The sequence below is a fragment of the Flavobacterium sp. 22659 genome, from assembly GCF_052044235.1.
In the GTDB taxonomy this organism is placed as follows: domain Bacteria; phylum Bacteroidota; class Bacteroidia; order Flavobacteriales; family Flavobacteriaceae; genus Flavobacterium; species Flavobacterium johnsoniae.
The window spans coordinates 42,670-61,589 of the sequence record NZ_JBQEMU010000011.1; the positions used below are offsets into that span (position 1 = coordinate 42,670).

Consider the following 18,920-nt stretch of genomic DNA (forward strand, 5'->3'; position numbering starts at 1 on the left):
TCACATTTGTTTAATTTACTGCGGTTTGAATTTTATCTAATTTTAGATTTAAATGCACTCGGTAAAATTGATTATCCTGGTTAATAGTTAGTTCGTGTGCGTTTGGATAAAGTAAATCAAGTCGGTTTTGAATGTTTACCAGTCCAATTCCTGAATTGTCAGGATCTTTTACATAGTTTTCAATCGTATTTTCAATCCAGAAATCAAGATCATTTTCAGAAATGAAAATTTTGATTTTAACATGCGCGGCGCCTTTATAGTCGGTTCCGTACTTAAAAGCATTTTCAACAAAAGATATCAATAGCAATGGTTCGATAAATTTGTTTTTAGTATCGCCATGTACATTTATATAAATGTCTTCGATGTTATTAAGCCGCAGTTTTTGTAAATCAATATAATTCTGGATATAATTGATTTCTTTTTCTAAAGCCACCGTTTTATTATCTGTTTCATACAGCATATAGCGCATTAGTTCAGACAATGTCACGATGGCATCAGGGACCAAATCAGATTTCTTGTGCGCCAGAGAATAAATACTGTTTAATGAATTGAATAAAAAATGCGGATTGGTTTGTTTACGCAGGTATATTAATTCGGTACTCGTTCTGTGTGTTTCGGCGATTAATTTATTTTGCTGATTATTATAGAACTCTGTCAGGGTTCTGATAATAGCACTTATTGTAAGGATTAAAATGTAAAAAAATGAAGGACCAATTTTAAAAAACAACGGCTGTCTCATTTCTACTCTAAAATGTTTTCCTTCTGGTAAAAAATGAGGATCTCTGGGGATCATTCTTGCCGGAGCAATATTATCTGGTCTTAAATGTCTAAATTCAGGAATAAAATAATTTATTCTAATGACCATAAAAATGACAATAATACCCAATGCAAATACAAAATACTGCCAGTATTTTTTTTGCAAAAGCAGAGCGGGAACCAAATAAAAATAGTTCAAATAAAACAGTAAAATACCGCTTATCCATTGTGCATAAAAATCATTATTGATCCTAAATGGACTTTCGTAAAACTGAATTAAAGAAGTCAGGATAAAGAAAAGCCAAATCATAAAATGGAATAAGATTTTATTTGAATTCGTATTTTTAATGGTATCTATCGTCATTATAATTTTATTTTTAATAAAATTAATTCATTTTTGGTTACCGATGGGGATAAGTTTTGTTTGAGTTTTGAAACAACTAAACCAGCGGTTTTTAAAGCATCTTCTTGTGTCGAAAAACTTTTGTTTTCATTTATAACCGGAATAATCGACTGCTTAATAATGATTTTTTCTTTATAAGAAATCGAATATCCCCAGCCGGTATCAGTTTTAAATGTTTCGGTTTTTAGTACTTCTTTTTTTGTACAGGAAACAATTGATAAAACAAGAAACAAAAGCACTAAATTCTTCTGGATTTTACGCCAGAAGAATTGTGTAATAGTATTAATTGTCATCGTCACTTTGTTCGTCTTGCGGTTTAAATTCCCAAACATCATCAAAGTAAGATGAACCTACTCTTCCTAATAAATAGAACCCGCGATTGTTAATTGCAAAACCAACAGCATCAGTTCTCGTTGCGCCTTCCATAGCCGTTCTCTCTGTCCAAAGATCTGTAGAAGGATTATATTCCCAGGCAGTTTTAATGTTTTCACCACCTACAACATATCCTAATCCATTCATTGAGAAACCAGAAGCATTTGATCGAGTAATTGCATAATCATCATTCCAAGAGTAATCATCATCTGTATCTTTATCAATATCTCTTTTTCTTGTCCAGGTATTAGCAGCCGGGTCAAACTCCCAAAAATCTTCCTGATATACGCCATTGTTTATTCCTGTAACCAGATAAGCTTTGTCTGAAATTACAAATACAGTTGCATTACGTCTTTTATTACCGCCAAATCCATTTACAAGAGTCCAGGTATTTGCTGTGTCATCATACTGATAGAAATCTTTAAGATAATTTCCGTCATAACCAGTTCCAAAGAAAGCTTTGCCAGCTGCCTGAAAACCTACTGCACCATAACGTGCTGTTCCTTCAAAATCAGCTTTTTGAGTCCAGCTGTTGTTTGTCGGATCGTATTGGTAAAAGTCTTTTAATCTGTTAGTTCCGTCATAACCAAGACCAATATATCCTTTTCCGTTTAGTGTAAAAGCAGAAGCAGAACTTCTTCCAACACCTGTAAAATTGGCTTTTTGTTCCCAATAATCCCCATTTGAATCATAAACCCAAAGGTCTTTTAAATATTCATCTCCCGTGTAGCCTGTTGCTACATAAGCATAATCTCCAATTACAAAACTTGTCGCACTAGATCTTGCCGGACCGTCAAACGCTGATTTTTTAATCCAGTTTCCTACCCAATCATCATCGTCATTATCGTTGCTGCAGCTTACAAAAAACAGGCCCGAAAACAGGGCGGCGAATAATATTCCTTTTTTTAAATTATTCATAGTGTTTAAAATTTATTTTATTGTTTGTATTTGATCCCTATTCCTAAAACATATCCATTGCCAATATTATAATCATGAACGGTATGGTCTTTACTGTCAGTAAGTTTATATTTTTTGTCAAAATCATATCCGGCTTTGAAATTCAAAAACCAGTTTTTTTCGACATTTCTTTCATATTCAAATGATGTCGTCATTTGCGAAAGCACTGCTTTTGCAGCATTGTTATTTATATTGTTCTGAACATCTAAATTGTAAAAGTTCCCATTAAAACTATTGTTCAGGCTAAACTTGTTTCGGATGTTATTTGAATATGAAATTTTTGAATCTGGAAAACCAACCAGCAAATTTGCATTTTCGTTTATTTTATAATTTAATGAAGCCACAGGCAGGAATTTCGGATTACCAAAAACTGCCGTTCTTGAGGCTCCTATATTTAAAGTCGTTTTTGAATTCAGCTGTCTGCTGATTTCAAAACTTCCTAAAAGCGACAAATCAGAAAAATCTAAATTGTGCTGAAAATTTGCTGTTGGCGTAAGCGAAAAAATTAGTTTTACGGCATTTAGTATTTCATGAGAAAATTCAAACTTATCCTGAATCTGGCGTAACTGGTCTATACTTTTAAAGCTGTCTTTATCATAACTCAAATTCAGATTAGTATACGATAATGTATTTTTTATACTGCTTTTAGAACTTATTGTTCGGCTAAAAAACACTCCCGCATTAGTTTTATTAAAATCAATTTTATCAGTAGGTTCTGTTTTTAAATCGATATTAACCGAAAACTTTTCCTGAGCTTTCATACTTAATATTGACATTAAAAAAACGGAACAAATTATAAACCTTATTTTCATTACTTATTTATTGGCTCAAAAGTAGGCTGACGAAGGTTTTAAAAAAAAGAAGATATATGTATGACGCTTTTTGATAGACTAAATCCCGTTTTTTAAGGCTGAATCTAATATTGAAAGCAGTTAATGTACTGTAGATGTTTTACCGCCATTTATAGTCGAAATATGCTTGCCTGTATATGTTATAGTGAACTGCAGAATAGTGCCTTTTATATTTGCCAAAAAAATTGATTATGGGCAAGTTTTTATTAATGCTGTTTTTTGCGTTTACTATATTTTCATGCGGTACAGATACTGATGCCGGCGAGTTTGTTGTTGGATCAGATTATCTTGCTCTCAATAATAAAGTTGTAATGGTTGATACCGTTACGGTTGAAATGTCTACAATAAATTTTGATTCGCTTGTAACTTCAAGTCAGAGCCGAATTTTAGTTGGAAATTACGATGATCCAATTTTTGGGAAAATAAAATCGAACAGCTATTTTCAAATTTCCGGCAGTTCGTATTCGTTGAGTAATTCAGGGTCAGATACGGAAGCGGTTAATTTTGTTTTTGATTCGATTTCAATGATTTTAAAATACGATAACTATTATTATGGTGATACAACTCAGGTTCAAAAATTCGACATCCATCGTTTAACTCAAAAAGTAAAACCAAACGTAGACGATAAAAGTTTTTATAATAATTCTACTTTGACTTACAGTGATGAAGTTCTGGGAACAATTTCATATAAACCCAGACCAACAGAGAAGGATTCGATAAATATTAGAATGAGCGACGCGTTTGGACAAGATATTTTTCAGAAAATCAAAAAAAGAGAAATTACAGGTTTTGACAATTTTACAGAGTATCTAAAAGGACTTGTATTAGTGCCGTCCGGAACTAACTCATCAAGTGCAATTGGGTTTAATGTTTCAACGAGCAAAGTGAGGTTGTACTATTCTAAATATCAAGCCGATAATGATGATGATTCGCTTATTTTAGATTTTACTATTGCAGATGTCTCTAAACAGTTTAATTCTGTCTCGCTGGATAAAACCGGAACAATAATTCAAAATTTGCCCATTTCTACCCAAAGGCTTTCGAGTTCGCAGACCAATAGGCAGGGATTTATTCAATCTGGCACTGGAGTAGCCTGCAGGATCGATTTCCCAAATATAAAGCAGCTTAAATATATTTCTGCTAATGGCGCAATTGTCGATGCACAGCTGTTCTTAAAACCGGTTAATAATTCGTATTCAGATAAATATCCGCTGTCTGATTCCTTAAAGGTTTATGTGGGAGATAATTTAAACAGAATCAGCAGTCCTTTGCTCAATGCTGCAGGAAATTCTGTTTATGGAATTTTAAATAAAAAAAGCGATGAGTTCAATGAAAATATTGGATATACAATACCGTTAGGGAATTTTCTACAGAAAGAAATGCTGAAAGCTTCTGATTCCAGGTCTGCATTAATTTTAACCTTACCAGGAATATCTAAATCAGTTGACAGACTTGTTTTAGGAGATCAAAAGCATTCGCAAAATAAAATTCAAATTAAGGTTTATTACATCTCATATTAAATGAAAAATAAAATAGTTTTTTTTAGCTGCTTCATTTTAATGTCGCTTACTTCGTTTTCACAAAGTATATTAAGTTCTCCATATTCATTATATGGTGTGGGAAGTTTATACGATTCTGATTTTGGTTCAATTCCTTCAATTGGATCATCTGGAATTGCACTGCCATCCAATAATTTTATTAATAACCTCAATCCGGCTTCATTAGGATCAATGCCTCTTAATCATTTTATGCTGGATGTTGGTGGAAAAGCCATTGCGACAACCTATCAAAATAATTCCCGAAGCGAGAAGCGTAATAATTTTCAGTTTTCGCATCTTGCTTTTGCATTTCCTATTACTAAAAGATCAGCATTCAGCGTTGCACTGCGTCCATATTCAAGCGCATCATACAAGATTTCAAATTTGAAACTGCCTATAGCTGATAGTAATGAATCGTATTATTTAACGGCGGGAGGCTCAGGCGGATTGAATAATTTTGATTTTTCATACGGATATCGTGTAACTGAAAAACTATCGGTAGGAGCTTCTGCAGCTTTGCTGTTTGGGAATGTTGTGGATGACCGAACATTTTCGATTTTAAATTCAATTACAAATGTTCATAAAAAGACAGATTATAACGGTCTTCGCGCTACTCTAGGAATGCAGTATAAAATTGATTCAACGCTTACTATTGGGGCAACGTTTAAACTTCCGGCACAAATTAAGAGTTCAAAAATACAAACTGTTGAAACGATTACTGATGATGTTTACAATGCTATTGAAACTGATGTGGCATCAGATGTTGATGATTATTATCTGCCTTCAGAAATAGGAGTGGGGATTAGTAAAAAGTTTAAAAAAGTCCTGACTACGACATTCGACTATCAGAAGAGTTTATGGAAAGACACCAAACAGTCTGATTTATACGGAGAGTTTGTCAATCAGGACAGATTTGCCTTTGGTCTTACTTATTTTAATGAAAAGAGAAATTTCCGAAAATATTGGGACAGGGTGCAATATTCTGCAGGAGCTAATTTTGATACTGGTTATCTGGAAGTTGATGGTAAAAGAGTTAACGATGCGTCAATTTCTATTGGAATCAGACTGCCAATTGAAAACACTTTTTCAGCTTTAAATATTTCGTATTCTTACGGACAAAAAGGAAGAATTGCGAATGATTTGATTAAAGAAAATTATCACAAGTTATCTATCAATTTGTCTTTAGACGGAATTTGGTTTGTAAAACGAAAATTTGAATAATCTTAAAAATCTTTTTCTATTACAGGATATTTGTTTTCTAAAATTGATTTTAATACTGCTGGATTTGAATTTACATAAAACACAGGATCGCTGTTGTTTTTACCATCAGTAAATCCAGCTTTTTCGCGTAATACATTTTGAGTCTGTCTTGCTACTGCTTCTCCAGAATCTATAATCTGAATGTGGTCCGGAAGAATCTTTTTTATCTGCGGAATCAGATAGGGATAATGACTGCATCCTAAAACAAGATAGTCGATATTAGCGTCAATCATTGGCTGTAAATAAGATTCAAGTAATTGAGTCATTTCTGGTGAATTTAAATTCCCATCTTCAATTAACTGGACTAATCCATAACCCACCTGCTCAATAATTGTAGTATGCTGAAACATTTCGGCAGTTTTATTAAAAAGCTCGCTGTTAAGAGTTCCTTTTGTAGCCAGAATTCCAATAACCTGTGTTCTCGAATTAGTAGCGGCAGGTTTTATAGCAGGTTCAATTCCAATAAACGGAATGTCATAATCATTGCGCAGTTCTCTAATAGCGTTTGTTGTGGCAGTATTACAAGCTACAACAATGAGCTTGCAATTGTTTTCTAATAAAAACTCTACATTTTTTTTGCTTAGTGCAACAATTTCTTCTTTGGTTTTTTGACCATAAGGAGCATTTTTGCTGTCTGCTAAATATATTGTTTTTTCGTTTGGAAGTAAATCGTGAATAGCACTCCAAATGGAGGTTCCTCCAATTCCAGAGTCAAAAACGCCTATAGGATTATTGTTTGTCATATTACAAAATTAGTATTTTTTACTTTCTCTGCAATTTGGTTTTTTTTAAATAAAAAGATATTTTATTGTAAATAAAATACTATATTTATGCTTCGCCCAAAAAACAATAACACTATGAAAATTATTGAAAATTTGTCATCTGAAAAGCTGACTAAAGAAGAGCTTAAAAAAATTAATGGAGGAAATGCTCCAGAGTGCTACGGTATCGCTTGTATCGTGGGATTTGATGAAATCCACAAACCTATTTGGGAATGTTTTCCATCAGGAACTAAATGTCCGCCAAAAAATTAATACACTTTTGTGTGTTGAAGAAAAGGAGCCTTATTTCAGACTTCTTTTTTTTTAATTTAATAAGCCTTATCACTTTACAGAGAAATACCTTAAAATAAAACGGCTCAAACTTTTTAAGTTTGAGCCGTTTTTTAATTTATCAGAATCGTTTTTCTTAGAATCCTAAATCTTTTTTCACATCAGCAGTGATGTTTGGACCATCAGCTAATAAAAGAGTAGAACCATCTAATACGTATTGGAAACCTTTAGCTTTTCCAATTTTTTGGATAGAAGCTCTTACTTTTTCCATTAATGGTTTTACGATATCAGTTTCTTTTTGTTGTAGTTCTTTTTGTGCATTGTCTCTGTAATCAACAATTCTTTTTTGCATATCTTGAACTTCTTTAGAACGATCTCCGTTTACAGCTTCAGTTACTGTAGCAGCTTCTGCTTCGTACTTTTTGATTTTAGTTTGGTATTCGTCAACCATTTTTTTGTATTCAGCATCATATGTCCCACTTAATTTTTGCAGTTGATTTTGAGCATCAAGCATCGCAGGCATTTTCGACATAATCTCGCTAACATCAACATGGGCAACCTTAGCCTGTGCGTTCATTGTGTTACTTGCTCCTAAAACTAGTATTGCAGCAATTAGTAAAGTTTTGATTTGTTTCATCATTTTTAAAATATTAATTAATTATTGGTCGTATTTGTTTTTTGTGTTTCGGCCTCTTTTGCTTTTTTAGCCGCTTCTCGTTCTTCGAGTATTTTTTTCCTTCTTTCTTCTAATTCTTTTTTGCGCTGCTCATAAAGCTTTTGTCTTTCTTCTGCTTTACTGGCTGCGGTTTCTGCCGGAGTTGTAGTTGTTTCAGTTGTCGATGCAGGTTTTGCAGTCGCATCTGTTTTTACAGCCTCGGTTGTTTTTGCCGCTTCCGTTGTTTTTGCAGTTTCAGAAACCGTGCCATTTTTTTTCGCATCTCTTTCGGCCTGCATCGCTTTACGTCTGTCGTCGTATTCTTTTTTCTTCGCTTCCTGTTCTAATCTTCTGTCTTCAATAAGCTTTTCTCTCGCGGCTCTTCTTTCATCTAATGCTTTTTGACGATCAGCCATTGCCGGATTTTCATCAATTTCATTTTCACGATTTTCTTTTGCTTCTTGTTCTTTCAATTGTTTTTTATTCAATTGCTCTCTTTTATCAGTTCTGTTTAAAATACGAATCACCTGATCGCTGATGTCGAATCTTTTATTACTGAAAAGCATTGTCAAATCTGATGATTTATCAAAAATAAAATCATAATTCTTAGCCTCTGCAATATCCTGAACAGCGGTGAAAACCTGATCCTGAATCGGCTTTGCTAAAGCTGCTTTCTGTCTCATTAAATTTCCGTCGGCCCCAAATTGCTTTTGCTGATAATCCAGCATTTCATTTTCCTGAAATTTAATTTCAGTTTCTCTTTCTTCGATTAATTCTTTCGTCAATAAAGCTTTTTCAGTTTTAAGACCTTCTTTAAGAGAATTTATATTTAATTTTTTGGCTTCTATTTCTTGTTTCCACTTTTGGGCTTTAAGCTCCAATTGTGATTTTGCTTCTTTATAATCAGAAACATTTTCCAGAATATACTCCATATCAATGTAGCCAATTCTAGTTGTCTTGCCTTGTGCCTGACTTGTATTAGCTACAATCAAGGCTAAAAATATAAATAAAAATTGTTTTCTCATAACATTACTTTATTTGTCGATTTTTAACCAAACGTATAATTTCTAAAATTGTTGTCCTATGATAAAGTGTGTTTCCCAGCCATTTGCTTTATTAGTAGTAGATCCTGGAAGAGCATCAAATCCATAACCAAAATCAATACCTAATAATCCAAATGCAGGCATGAATACACGTAAACCGGCACCAGCAGAACGATTCAAGTCAAACGGATTGTAATCCTTGAACGTTGGATATGATGAACCTGCCTCTAAAAACGTCAATGCATAAATAGATGCAGATGATTTTAATGTAATTGGGTAACGTAATTCCATAGAGAATTTGTTATAAATTGTTGCTCCAATCTGCTGTCCGTATCTAGAACTATTTCTGTCTTCAATAATTGGTGTTAATGAGTTATTAGGATAACCTCTTAACTGTATCGTTTCTCTACCGTCCATTGAGTATTGCGCCATTCCATCTCCTCCTAAATAGAAACGCTCAAACGGTACAACTCCTCTTGACTGATCGTAAGCTCCTAAGAAACCAAACTCAGTTAAAGTTCTTAAGACTAACTTACCATATATTTTCGTATACCAGTCAGCTTTAAATTTAACTTTATAATATTCTAACCAGTTGTATTTTTTTTGATCGACTTTTCCAACATCTGTATCTGCACTTTTATAATCAGAACCAACACTTACAGTTCCTGACTGGCCATTTACTGTTTCAGTTTTAGTGTAATCACCTGGGTTTATTGCCTGTCCGTCAATACCAGTTGTGGTTGTTGTTCCTGTATATTGTGTTTTATATTCTTTTTGGTTTTGTAAATCCCCATAGTTTATATTGTTAAACAGAGAGTATGGAGGTGTTACTTTTGCAGAAATACTAAATTCTGAACCATACGTTGGGAATATTGGGTTAACCCCTTTATTACTTCTTGAAAGTCCAATAGTATATGCTAAGTTTCTTGACGCTCCGTTACCAAATGTAAATAATCCTGTAAAGTAATTATTTAAATCATAATGCTGGTAACTTACAGACTGTGAAAGTACAAAATAATCATCAGGAACTGTAAGACGTTTCGCTAAACCAACTTGTACTGTAAAAATATTAAAACTTTGGCTTCTGTTTACGTCTCTTGATGAATAATTGTAATTAAACTGCTTACTATAAGAGATAGATGAACTGAATTGTACTGGTTTTTTACCTCCAAACCAAGGTTCAGAGAATGATAAACTATAGGTTTGGAAATATGTACTTCCTTGTAAACGAAGTGCTACTTTTTGACCGTCTCCCATTGGAAGAGGTTTGTAAGCATCTTTGTCAAATAATTTTCTTGCAGAGAAGTTGTTGAACGATAAACCTAAGGTTCCAATGAAACCACCGCCGCCGTAACCTCCTTGAAGCTCAACCTGGCTTGATCCTTTTTCTACTAATTGATATTCGATATCAACAGTTCCTGCAGCTGGGTCAACGTTTCTAAATTCTGGTTTGATAGACTCAGGATCGAAGAATCCTAACTGACCAATTTCACGAATTGTTCTTACTAATTCTTCTTTACTGTATTTGTTTCCTGGTTTAGTTCTTAACTCACGATAAATTACGTGGTCATTTGTTTTATCATTTCCTGTTACATATATCTTGTTGAAATATGCAATTGGACCTTCGGTAATTCTAATCTCAAAATCAATTGTGTCGTTTACTGTTTTTACCTCTACAGCATTGATTTTAGAGAATAAATAACCATTATTTTGATATAAGTTTGTAATGTCTTCTCCGTCTGGTTTTGTATTATCAGCAATTCTTTTTTCTAATAATACACCATTGTAAGTTTCACCTTTTTTAATACCTAAATAACGGTTTAACTGCTGGTCAGAATATACAGTGTTACCTAAGAATTTAATGTTACCAAAGTAGTATTTGTTTCCTTCTTCAACATCAATTTTGATGGCAAGCATATTTTTCTTTTTGTTGTAAATAACAGAATCGTAAATAATGCGGGCATCACGGTATCCTTTTTCTTTATAAGAAGCGATAACCTTTTCTAAATCAGTTTTATATTTTTCAGGAATGAATTTTGAAGCTTTAAAAACGCGCAGTACATTTTTTTGTTTTGTATCTTTCATTGCAGCTCTAAGTTTGCTGTCTGAAAGCTGTTTGTTTCCGGTAAAGTCAATACTGCTGATTTTTACTTTATCACCTTTATCAACCCTTACAAGCATGTTTACCTGATTTCCTGCAGTAGTGTCAGGAGTGGTTGTAATAACAACTTTTGTGTTGTAAAAACCATCTTTTTTATACTTGTTTTCGATGTAGTTTTTTGTTGTCGTGATTAAGTTTTCGTTGACAATTTTATTTTTGGTTAAATTGTTGTCTTTAATTAATCCTTCAATCTTACTTTTCTTAACACCAGTTATTTTAACTTCGTTTAATTTAGGAAGTTCGACAATATTTAAGTCTAAATAAATACTATCGTTTTCTACCTTATTAATATAAAAGGCAATTTCGTCAAAAAGACCAAGTTTACCTAATTTTTTAATTGCACTTGTGATTTCTTCACCGGGTACGGTGATTTCCTGACCTTTTTGCAGTCCCGAAAAGGTTACTACAGTTTGTTCATTGAAGCTTATTTTACCAACTACAGATACTTTAGCCAGAGTATATTTTTTCCCTTGATCAAAAGGAACTCTATCTTGAGCTTTTATTTGTGAAAAACTACCCAATAATAAAAGGGTACAGATTATTTGTGGTATTCTTTTTTGTAACACTAAAAAATTATTTAATTTGTTCACTGGTTTTTCCAAATCTACGTTCTCTTTTTTGATAACTAATAATAGCCTCATATAAATCTTGATCTTTAAAGTCTGGCCACAAGACATTAGTAAAATACAATTCAGCATAGGCAATCTGCCACAGCAGGAAATTACTTATTCTATGTTCTCCACTTGTTCGTATTAATAAATCTACGTCAGGTAAATTTTGCGTGTAAAGATGCTCATTTATAATTGAATCGTCAATAGTGTCTATTGAAATTATATTATTTTTAACTTTATCGCTTATTGCTCTAACGGCGTTTACCAATTCCTCTCTGGATCCGTAACTTAAAGCAAGAGTCAGGGTTAGTCTGGTATTGTTTTTCGTTTTGTCGATAACATCTAAAAGTTCCTTTTGTGCAGTTTTTGGCAATTTTTCAAGATTTCCAATTGCATTAAGCCTAATATTGTTTTCCTGAAGTGTAACGAGCTCTTTTTTTAAAGAGTTGATCAATATTTTCATCAATGCTTCAACTTCCAATTTTGGACGATTCCAGTTTTCTGTAGAAAAAGCGTATAGTGTTAAATACTCGATACCAAGTTTGGCGCAGGTTGTGATTGTTTTTTTTACAGATTTTGTACCATTTTCATGGCCAAAAGCTCTTAAAAAGCCTTGTTGTTTGGCCCAGCGTCCGTTTCCGTCCATGATAATGGCCAGGTGCTTTGGTAAGTTTGATTGATCTATTGAGTCTAGTAAATTCATTTTATTATTCTGCGCAGTAGCAAGGTTTTTGTCCAAAGGTATATGTTAGAGTAATACCCGAAAAGACATACCAGTCATTATTATTTAAATTTCCAAATTTTAGAATGTTTGCGTTGCTGGTATTAGGATTACTTCCATCGATATTATCTGTAAAAGTATATCGAGCCCCAACTTCGGCTCCTATAACAAAATGCGGTGTTACATTTGATTTTATACCCAAAATCATAGGTATGGCAAATGAGTTTGAGTTAACACTTTGTATGTTATTAGGGTTTGATGAATATCGATACAACCCGTCGTATAGAAAAAAGCTTAAACCCGAATATATATAAGGAGTAACTTTTGTATGGTAATCGTGCAGATTAAAATCGAAAAAATTGAATTCTAAACCAGCTGAAAATTCTTTTACATTGTTCTTAAAACGATAACCTCTTTTGTTTCTGCCTGTTTCATCAGAGTCAAAGTCGTTTGCTGCAATCGTAGATTGTGTATAAGAAAAACGATAAGAATGTCTTGGGCTTCTATTCCATTTGTATAAAATACCAATAGCCGGCTTATCAGGGTTAATGTAAGTTGTACTTCCTACATCACCAACAAAGTTACTTCCGCCAATAAAAACACCAAGCTCGTTTATTTGAGCATGCAGTGTTATAAAAGGGAAAAAACATAACAATAAATTAAAAATTTTCTTCATTTAATTCAGAATTGCGTGCAAATATAATAATTATCGATACGAATCAACGTTCCTTTAGTTAAATGTGCTTTTTTTTCAATTTACGATATGATTTTGAGACATTTAATGATGATTCACTACATGCAGAACGAGAAAATATAGTAATATCGTATAGTTGGAACAAGAAAAGAGTTTAATTTCTCTTGTCTTCTCCCCAGAGCAATTTGTTTCTTAATGTTTTTAAGAAAGTTTCGCCTGGTATTTCAACCATTTTGATTTTATAATCGGTTTTTTTGATTTTAAGAACAGATTCGTTTTTTACTGAAGAAATTCTTGAATCCAGAGAAACTAAATACTGGTCTTCACGGCCTGTTACGCGAAGCATAATTTCGGTGTCGTCTGGAATAACAAGTGGTCTGGCGGTTAAATTATGTGGTGCAATTGGCGTAATTACTAAACTTTTTACATCTGGCGTCAAGATAGGTCCGCCGCAGCTTAATGAATATCCTGTTGAACCTGTAGGTGTTGAAATAATTAAACCATCTGCCCAATACGAGTTTAGATACTCATTGTTTAAATAGGTTTCTACCGTTATCATCGAAGTTGTGTCTTTTCTGCTCACTGTAACTTCGTTCATGGCAAAATTAAGTTCTTTAAAAGCTTCATTATAAGGTTCACATGTTAAGCCCAATAAAGTTCTTTCTGAAGTTGTATAATTTTGGTTAATAACATATTGCAGTAAAATGTCGATGTTTTCCTTTTGAACCTTCGCAAGAAAACCCAATCGGCCGGCATTTATTCCTAACAACGGAACACCTGAATTACGAACAAAAGCTGCGGCTCTTAAAATAGTTCCGTCGCCGCCAATACTTATAAGCATTTCAAAACTGTTGTCTAAAGCAGAGTTCGACGGAAAAGTTTTGTAATCCTTTTTTACAAGCTGCTTTTCGTAGAGCATATTAAGGAAATTTTCTTCGATCACCATTTCCACATTATTGGAATTGAAAAACGCGAAAATGTCTTTTATAATAGGTTCTGTACTGTTTTGGTAATATTGTCCGTAAATGGCTATTTTCATTCTTTCTAATTAGATAATGAGAAAATGTGTCAATTTGATAATTTCATTAAGTGAAATAATTTTCTCATTGACAAATTTTCTAATTTAAATATTAAGGTACTTGTCTAAATAATCAGAGCGTTCTTTTAAGCTGTTAATATAGTTGTCTTCCTGATGTTCAGAAATAATTTCATAACCATATCGTCTATAAGTTTGAATAATTTCATTTATAGCACCTAAGCCTATTTTTATCGTGATCTGAACATTTTCAACATCAGCTTCAGAAATAAAACAGCCCAGAATTTTACCATTATTGCTTTCTACAATCTGCGTTACCTCACTCATAGAGTAATCTAAAAGTCCCTTTTGAACAATAATAATACCGCCTTGTTCTTTTAAAAATGGAGTTTCCTGAAAAAATTTCATAATATCCTCTATCTCATAATAACCTATATAATTATTATTCTCATCTAGAATAGGAATTATGTTAGTGTGGTTTTTAGCGAAAACTTCCAGAACATCAAGCCAGATCATCGATTTTCTGGCAAAAAAACGTTCTAAAGTATATTTATAGTCAATTGCTTTTTTATCTGTGTCAAAAGTTTCGACATCGTCAGAAGAGATGCTTCCAATAAAAATCCCATCTTCTAAAACCGGAAAATGAGAAAAATTTACATCAATAAAAAAATCCTGAACCGAGGCTATCGTTTCCTGACTATCAATCGCTCTGAAATCGTTTGTGATATAGTTTGTAATTTCTGTCATAAATCAATCGAAGATATTTGATGCAAAATAATCAAAAAATACCAAAAACTGCTGCGTTTTACTTTGTATTTTTGTCGTAACAAATATAGTGTTACTTGAATTAATTATCTATTTATATGACAAAGTTAAGTGTTAATATCAATAAAATTGCAACGCTGAGAAATGCTCGAGGCGGAAATGTTCCAGATTTATTAAAGGTCGCTGCCGATATTCAGCGTTTTGGAGGGCAGGGAATTACGATTCACCCGCGTCCGGATGAGCGTCATATTCGTTATCAGGATGCACGCGATTTAAAAGCAATTGTTACTACAGAATATAATATTGAAGGAAATCCGCAGCATAATTTTATTGATTTGGTTTTAGAATGTAAACCGGATCAGGTTACTCTTGTTCCGGATGCAATTGGTGCTATTACATCTTCTGCCGGCTGGGATACTATTAAAAACCAAGAGTATTTAAAAGAAGTAATTCAGGAATTTCAAAGAAACGGAATCAGAACATCGATTTTTGTTGATCCTGTTTTAGAAATGATCGAAGGTGCAAAAAAAACAGGTACAGACCGAATTGAATTGTATACCGAAGCTTTTGCACATCAATATGATTTGGGAAATAAAAACGGAATCGACCCGTATGTAAAAGCAGCTGAATTGGCAAACGAATTAGGTTTAGGAATTAATGCCGGCCACGATTTAAGTTTAGATAATATTCAGTTCTTTAAGCAGAACATTCCGGGATTATTAGAAGTTTCTATTGGACACGCATTGATTTCTGAGGCACTTTACCTAGGTTTGGATAATGTGGTTAATATGTATTTGAATAAATTGAAATAAGATTAAAACTAAACAATTATAACCTGATGTATTTGGGTTATAATTGTTTACTTTCGCACTTTTCTTATTAAAATTTACGTGTCAAAATCTGTTATACTCTTTTTTTTATTCTGTTTTTCAAACATTTTTGCGCAGTCAAATATAAAGATCACAGGAAATGTAAAATCTTCTGACAACCAGACTCTTGCAGGTGTCCATGTTTTATTTGAAATAAATCAAAAACAAAAACATGCAGTTACCGACACTTTAGGTAACTTTTTTGAAAGTATTCCTGCGGGGGATATGGCTTTAACGATTAATCAGTTAGGTTTTACTTCAAAAACAATTTACTGCAGTGTTCAAAAGGACACCATGTTTTCTATTATTTTAGAAAAAGATATTGCTCAGTTAAAAGAAGTAATTATTTCAAATGATAAGAAAAACGGAATTAAAACCTTGTCAGGCGGAAAACTTTCTTTTAATCTAAAAGACCTAAACTCCGTTCCAACGCTTTTAGGAACAACAGATGTTATAAAACTTTTACAGCTAACGCCCGGAGTGCAAAATTCAGGCGATGCAAATGGTTATTTATATGTTAGGGGCGGCGATCCCGGACACAACGCGATTTTGTATAATGAAACGCCAATTTATGGAATGTCGCATTTACTGGGAATATTTCCTTTCTACAATACAGATCATATTAAAGATATAGAATTTGATAAATCAAGCTCAAATGCAAAATACGGCGGACGTTTGAGTTCTACAACGCTTTTAAATACCAATAAAAAAATACCTTCTGAGTTCTCAATTCAGGGAAATGCCGGAATTTTGGCTTCGCAATTAACATTAGCAGTTCCGATTAACGATAAAAATGGTTTCTATATTTCTGGCAGAAAAACGTATATTGATGAAGTTGTGGGGCCGTTATTAAAATCAGATTCAGAAAACGATGTTCAGGATATGAAATATGGTTTTTCTGATGCAAACTTTACTTTTTTATCTCAAATTTCTACAAAGAATTTATTTTCATTTGATGCTTTTTATAGTGGAGATAAATTGAAAGTTAAAGATGGAGATCTGGCACTTCAAACCAATTTAAAATGGAATAACTTTACAGTATCACCATCTTTAACGACGACATTTTCTCCTAAAGTAAGCATGTCTAATTCTGTTTATTTTAGTCATTATTCTAATGATTTAGATATGGAACAGGCAGCGATTCATTTTGGGGTTTCTTCTTATGTAAAGGATTTTGGGTTTGCAAATGCAGTTCGATTTTCGATTCATAATATCCCATTTGAATCAGGATTACAATATGTTTATCACAATTTACAGCCTCAAAAAGTAAATGTAGAAAACCTGACAACGATTGATAATAATTCGCAAAGAGTGATTAATGCCAATGAAGCAGCAATTTTTGCAAACGCAAAACCCAAATTGTTTGAAAATGTAACCGCAGATTTAGGTCTTCGAATTAATTATTACAATTCTGGAGCAAATTCGTATCTGCATTTTCAGCCGAGAGCGGTGTTGAATTATTATGCAAACGAAAAATATTCGTTTTATGCTTCTTACAATAGACAGTATCAATATTTGAGTTTAATTACAACTTCAAGCGTAGGTATCCCGACTGATTTTTGGATTGCAAGTTCGGATGGTATTAAGCCGCAATCTTCAAATGAATTTTCAATTGGATCAAACCAAAATATTACCAGAAATTTTTCTTCTTCTTTTGGAGGATTTTACCGTTCGATGAAAAATCTGCTCGAATACCCTTATGGAATAACGCAGTTTAATGAAACTACAACTTTAAAAAATGATTTGTATGTGGGCGAAGGGAAAGCGTATGGATTTGAAATGATGCTCAAAAAAAGCAACGGAAAATTTACGGGCTGGCTTAGTTATACCTTAAGCTGGTCTGAGCGAAATTTTGATGAATTAAATAACGGAAAAACATATTTTGCAAAGTATGACAGGCGGCATAGTCTTTCTGTAGTAGGAATGTATGATTTAAACGCAAAGTGGAATTTTGGAGTAACCCAGATATTTGGTTCTGGAAATCGATTTACAATGCCGACTTCCTGGTATTTTATAAACAATAATCCGGTGAAGGAATATTCAGGATATAATAATGCTCAAATGCCAAATTATATTAGAACAGACATCTCTGCCAATTATTATTTTATAAAAACAGCAAAAAAAGAAAGCGCATTAAATTTCTCTATTTACAATACTTTCAATATATCAAATCCTATTTATGTGGTTTTAAATGTTAGAACTACTGATAATAAAAATGAAATATTAGTTACACAGGATAAAAAGGTTTTATATCGAATTTTGCCTTCAATAAGCTGGCGATTTAAATTTTAAATTATGAAAAAATATATCATTTTGTTTTTTTCTTTTTTGCTCTTGAGTTGTTCTAATGATGATGTAAGCGTTCAAAAAAGCAAAGAATCTAAAATAGTGGTTGAAGGCTGGATTGAAGAGGGTGATTTTGCCAATGTTTTACTGTCGAGCAGTATTCCGGTTACAGATGTTGTAGACACCACAAATGTTTTACAGCACGTTATCAGGTCTGCAAAAATCACAATTTCTGACGGTCAGAATTCAGAAGTTTTAAGAGTAAAAAATGATAAAAACAGAATTCCGCCATTTGTTTATTTTGGAAATACATTAAAAGGCGAAGCTGGAAAAGATTATTCTATTAAAATTGAATATTTGAACCGCGTAGTAGAAGCAGTTACTACAATTCCAAAATCGGTGCCTCTTATTAGTGCTGAATATGTAAAAGAAAAACCTACGGATACTACAGGTTATATTTTTGTAAAATTTGATGATCCTCTTAATGAAAAAAACTACTATCAGATAGCAACAAAAATTGAAGGGGAAGAGCCCATTTTTGTCCCTTCATTTTATGGTAATCTGGATGATAAGAATTTTGAAAGTCCTTCGGTTGCATTAAAAATTAACAGGGGAGTAATATTATTTCCAGAAACACAACTCAAACCTTATTTTAATGATGGAAGTGTGATTCATGTAAAACTACGAACGCAGACAAAAGAAGCGTTAGATTTCTGGAATAGCTGGCAAAACGAAATCGTAAACAGCAAAAATCCTATTTATCCATCAAACACAAGTTTGAAATCGAATATAAAAGGAGGAATTGGCATTTGGGCAGGATATGGGCAAAGCACCATAATTGTAAAAACACCTGCTAAAAAATAAGCCGATCTGAATAACTCAAATCGGCT

Annotated in this window: 18 protein-coding genes; 6 read left to right on the forward strand and 12 right to left on the reverse strand. The window is 33.0% G+C overall.

Annotation, left to right across the window (positions count from 1 at the left end):
- Positions 1-10: 10 nt before the first annotated feature.
- Genes ACTJIW_RS12630 through ACTJIW_RS12645 form a run of 4 tightly spaced genes read right to left on the reverse strand, consistent with a single transcriptional unit; the run spans position 11 to position 3,249 of the window.
- A complete protein-coding gene (locus tag ACTJIW_RS12630; protein ID WP_012023757.1) occupies positions 11-1,120 on the reverse strand; it encodes a sensor histidine kinase in 1,110 nt (369 codons plus the stop codon).
- Positions 1,120-1,452 (reverse strand): DUF4907 domain-containing protein, encoded by a 333-nt coding sequence (locus ACTJIW_RS12635; protein WP_440714480.1) that lies wholly within the window; start codon positions 1,450-1,452, stop codon positions 1,120-1,122. Before ACTJIW_RS12635 ends, ACTJIW_RS12630 begins: the two co-directional genes overlap by 1 nt.
- Complete coding sequence (locus ACTJIW_RS12640) at positions 1,442-2,449, reverse strand: Kelch repeat-containing protein (RefSeq protein ID WP_440714479.1); 1,008 nt, start codon at positions 2,447-2,449, stop codon at positions 1,442-1,444. The genes ACTJIW_RS12635 and ACTJIW_RS12640 overlap by 11 nt, the downstream gene beginning before the upstream one ends.
- Positions 2,450-2,466: 17 nt before the next feature.
- Positions 2,467-3,249, reverse strand: a complete 783-nt coding sequence (locus ACTJIW_RS12645; protein WP_440714478.1) for a DUF6268 family outer membrane beta-barrel protein — start codon at positions 3,247-3,249, stop codon at positions 2,467-2,469.
- 281 nt (positions 3,250-3,530) lie between these two features.
- Here ACTJIW_RS12645 and ACTJIW_RS12650 point away from each other — a divergent pair, with 281 nt between their 5' ends.
- Positions 3,531-4,859: a DUF4270 family protein gene (locus tag ACTJIW_RS12650; protein WP_440714477.1), complete on the forward strand. Its 1,329-nt coding sequence runs from the start codon at positions 3,531-3,533 to the stop codon at positions 4,857-4,859.
- Complete coding sequence (locus ACTJIW_RS12655; protein WP_440714476.1) at positions 4,860-6,098, forward strand: OmpP1/FadL family transporter; 1,239 nt, start codon at positions 4,860-4,862, stop codon at positions 6,096-6,098. It begins immediately after the preceding gene.
- A 2-nt stretch (positions 6,099-6,100) separates the two neighbouring features.
- Here the strand turns inward: ACTJIW_RS12655 and murI are convergent, their stop codons facing one another.
- Positions 6,101-6,880: a glutamate racemase gene (murI, locus tag ACTJIW_RS12660; RefSeq protein ID WP_012023763.1), complete on the reverse strand. Its 780-nt coding sequence runs from the start codon at positions 6,878-6,880 to the stop codon at positions 6,101-6,103.
- Between the two features lie 87 nt (positions 6,881-6,967).
- Between murI and ACTJIW_RS12665 the strand changes: the two genes are divergently transcribed.
- Complete coding sequence (locus ACTJIW_RS12665; RefSeq protein ID WP_440714475.1) at positions 6,968-7,171, forward strand: class IIb bacteriocin, lactobin A/cerein 7B family; 204 nt, start codon at positions 6,968-6,970, stop codon at positions 7,169-7,171.
- Between the two features lie 154 nt (positions 7,172-7,325).
- On the opposite strand, the gene ACTJIW_RS12670 is transcribed toward ACTJIW_RS12665, so the two are convergent.
- The 7 genes from ACTJIW_RS12670 to ACTJIW_RS12700 form a co-directional block, all read right to left on the reverse strand.
- On the reverse strand, positions 7,326-7,829 hold the full coding sequence (locus tag ACTJIW_RS12670; protein WP_012023764.1) for an OmpH family outer membrane protein: 504 nt from the start codon (positions 7,827-7,829) through the stop codon (positions 7,326-7,328).
- 14 nt (positions 7,830-7,843) lie between these two features.
- A complete protein-coding gene (locus ACTJIW_RS12675) occupies positions 7,844-8,869 on the reverse strand; it encodes an OmpH family outer membrane protein (RefSeq protein ID WP_012023765.1) in 1,026 nt (341 codons plus the stop codon).
- A gap of 42 nt (positions 8,870-8,911) precedes the next feature.
- Positions 8,912-11,689: a BamA/OMP85 family outer membrane protein gene (locus tag ACTJIW_RS12680; RefSeq protein ID WP_073407866.1), complete on the reverse strand. Its 2,778-nt coding sequence runs from the start codon at positions 11,687-11,689 to the stop codon at positions 8,912-8,914.
- Complete coding sequence (locus tag ACTJIW_RS12685; RefSeq protein WP_073408329.1) at positions 11,622-12,362, reverse strand: isoprenyl transferase; 741 nt, start codon at positions 12,360-12,362, stop codon at positions 11,622-11,624. Before ACTJIW_RS12685 ends, ACTJIW_RS12680 begins: the two co-directional genes overlap by 68 nt.
- 4 nt (positions 12,363-12,366) lie before the next feature.
- A complete protein-coding gene (locus tag ACTJIW_RS12690) occupies positions 12,367-13,056 on the reverse strand; it encodes a DUF6089 family protein (protein ID WP_440714474.1) in 690 nt (229 codons plus the stop codon).
- Between the two features lie 172 nt (positions 13,057-13,228).
- Positions 13,229-14,113: an NAD kinase gene (locus ACTJIW_RS12695; protein ID WP_073407864.1), complete on the reverse strand. Its 885-nt coding sequence runs from the start codon at positions 14,111-14,113 to the stop codon at positions 13,229-13,231.
- Positions 14,114-14,197: 84 nt separating this feature from the next.
- The gene (locus ACTJIW_RS12700; protein WP_440714473.1) at positions 14,198-14,857 is read right to left on the reverse strand and encodes a CBS domain-containing protein; all 660 of its coding nucleotides are present in this window, start codon (positions 14,855-14,857) and stop codon (positions 14,198-14,200) included.
- A 116-nt stretch (positions 14,858-14,973) separates the two neighbouring features.
- Here ACTJIW_RS12700 and ACTJIW_RS12705 point away from each other — a divergent pair, with 116 nt between their 5' ends.
- The 3 genes from ACTJIW_RS12705 to ACTJIW_RS12715 all read left to right on the forward strand — a co-directional run bounded on the left by ACTJIW_RS12705 (position 14,974) and on the right by ACTJIW_RS12715 (position 18,894).
- Positions 14,974-15,687: a pyridoxine 5'-phosphate synthase gene (locus tag ACTJIW_RS12705; RefSeq protein WP_121362279.1), complete on the forward strand. Its 714-nt coding sequence runs from the start codon at positions 14,974-14,976 to the stop codon at positions 15,685-15,687.
- Between the two features lie 78 nt (positions 15,688-15,765).
- Positions 15,766-18,036 (forward strand): TonB-dependent receptor, encoded by a 2,271-nt coding sequence (locus ACTJIW_RS12710; RefSeq protein WP_440714472.1) that lies wholly within the window; start codon positions 15,766-15,768, stop codon positions 18,034-18,036.
- A 3-nt stretch (positions 18,037-18,039) separates the two neighbouring features.
- Positions 18,040-18,894, forward strand: a complete 855-nt coding sequence (locus ACTJIW_RS12715) for a DUF4249 domain-containing protein (protein WP_440714471.1) — start codon at positions 18,040-18,042, stop codon at positions 18,892-18,894.
- Positions 18,895-18,920 lie beyond the last annotated feature (26 nt).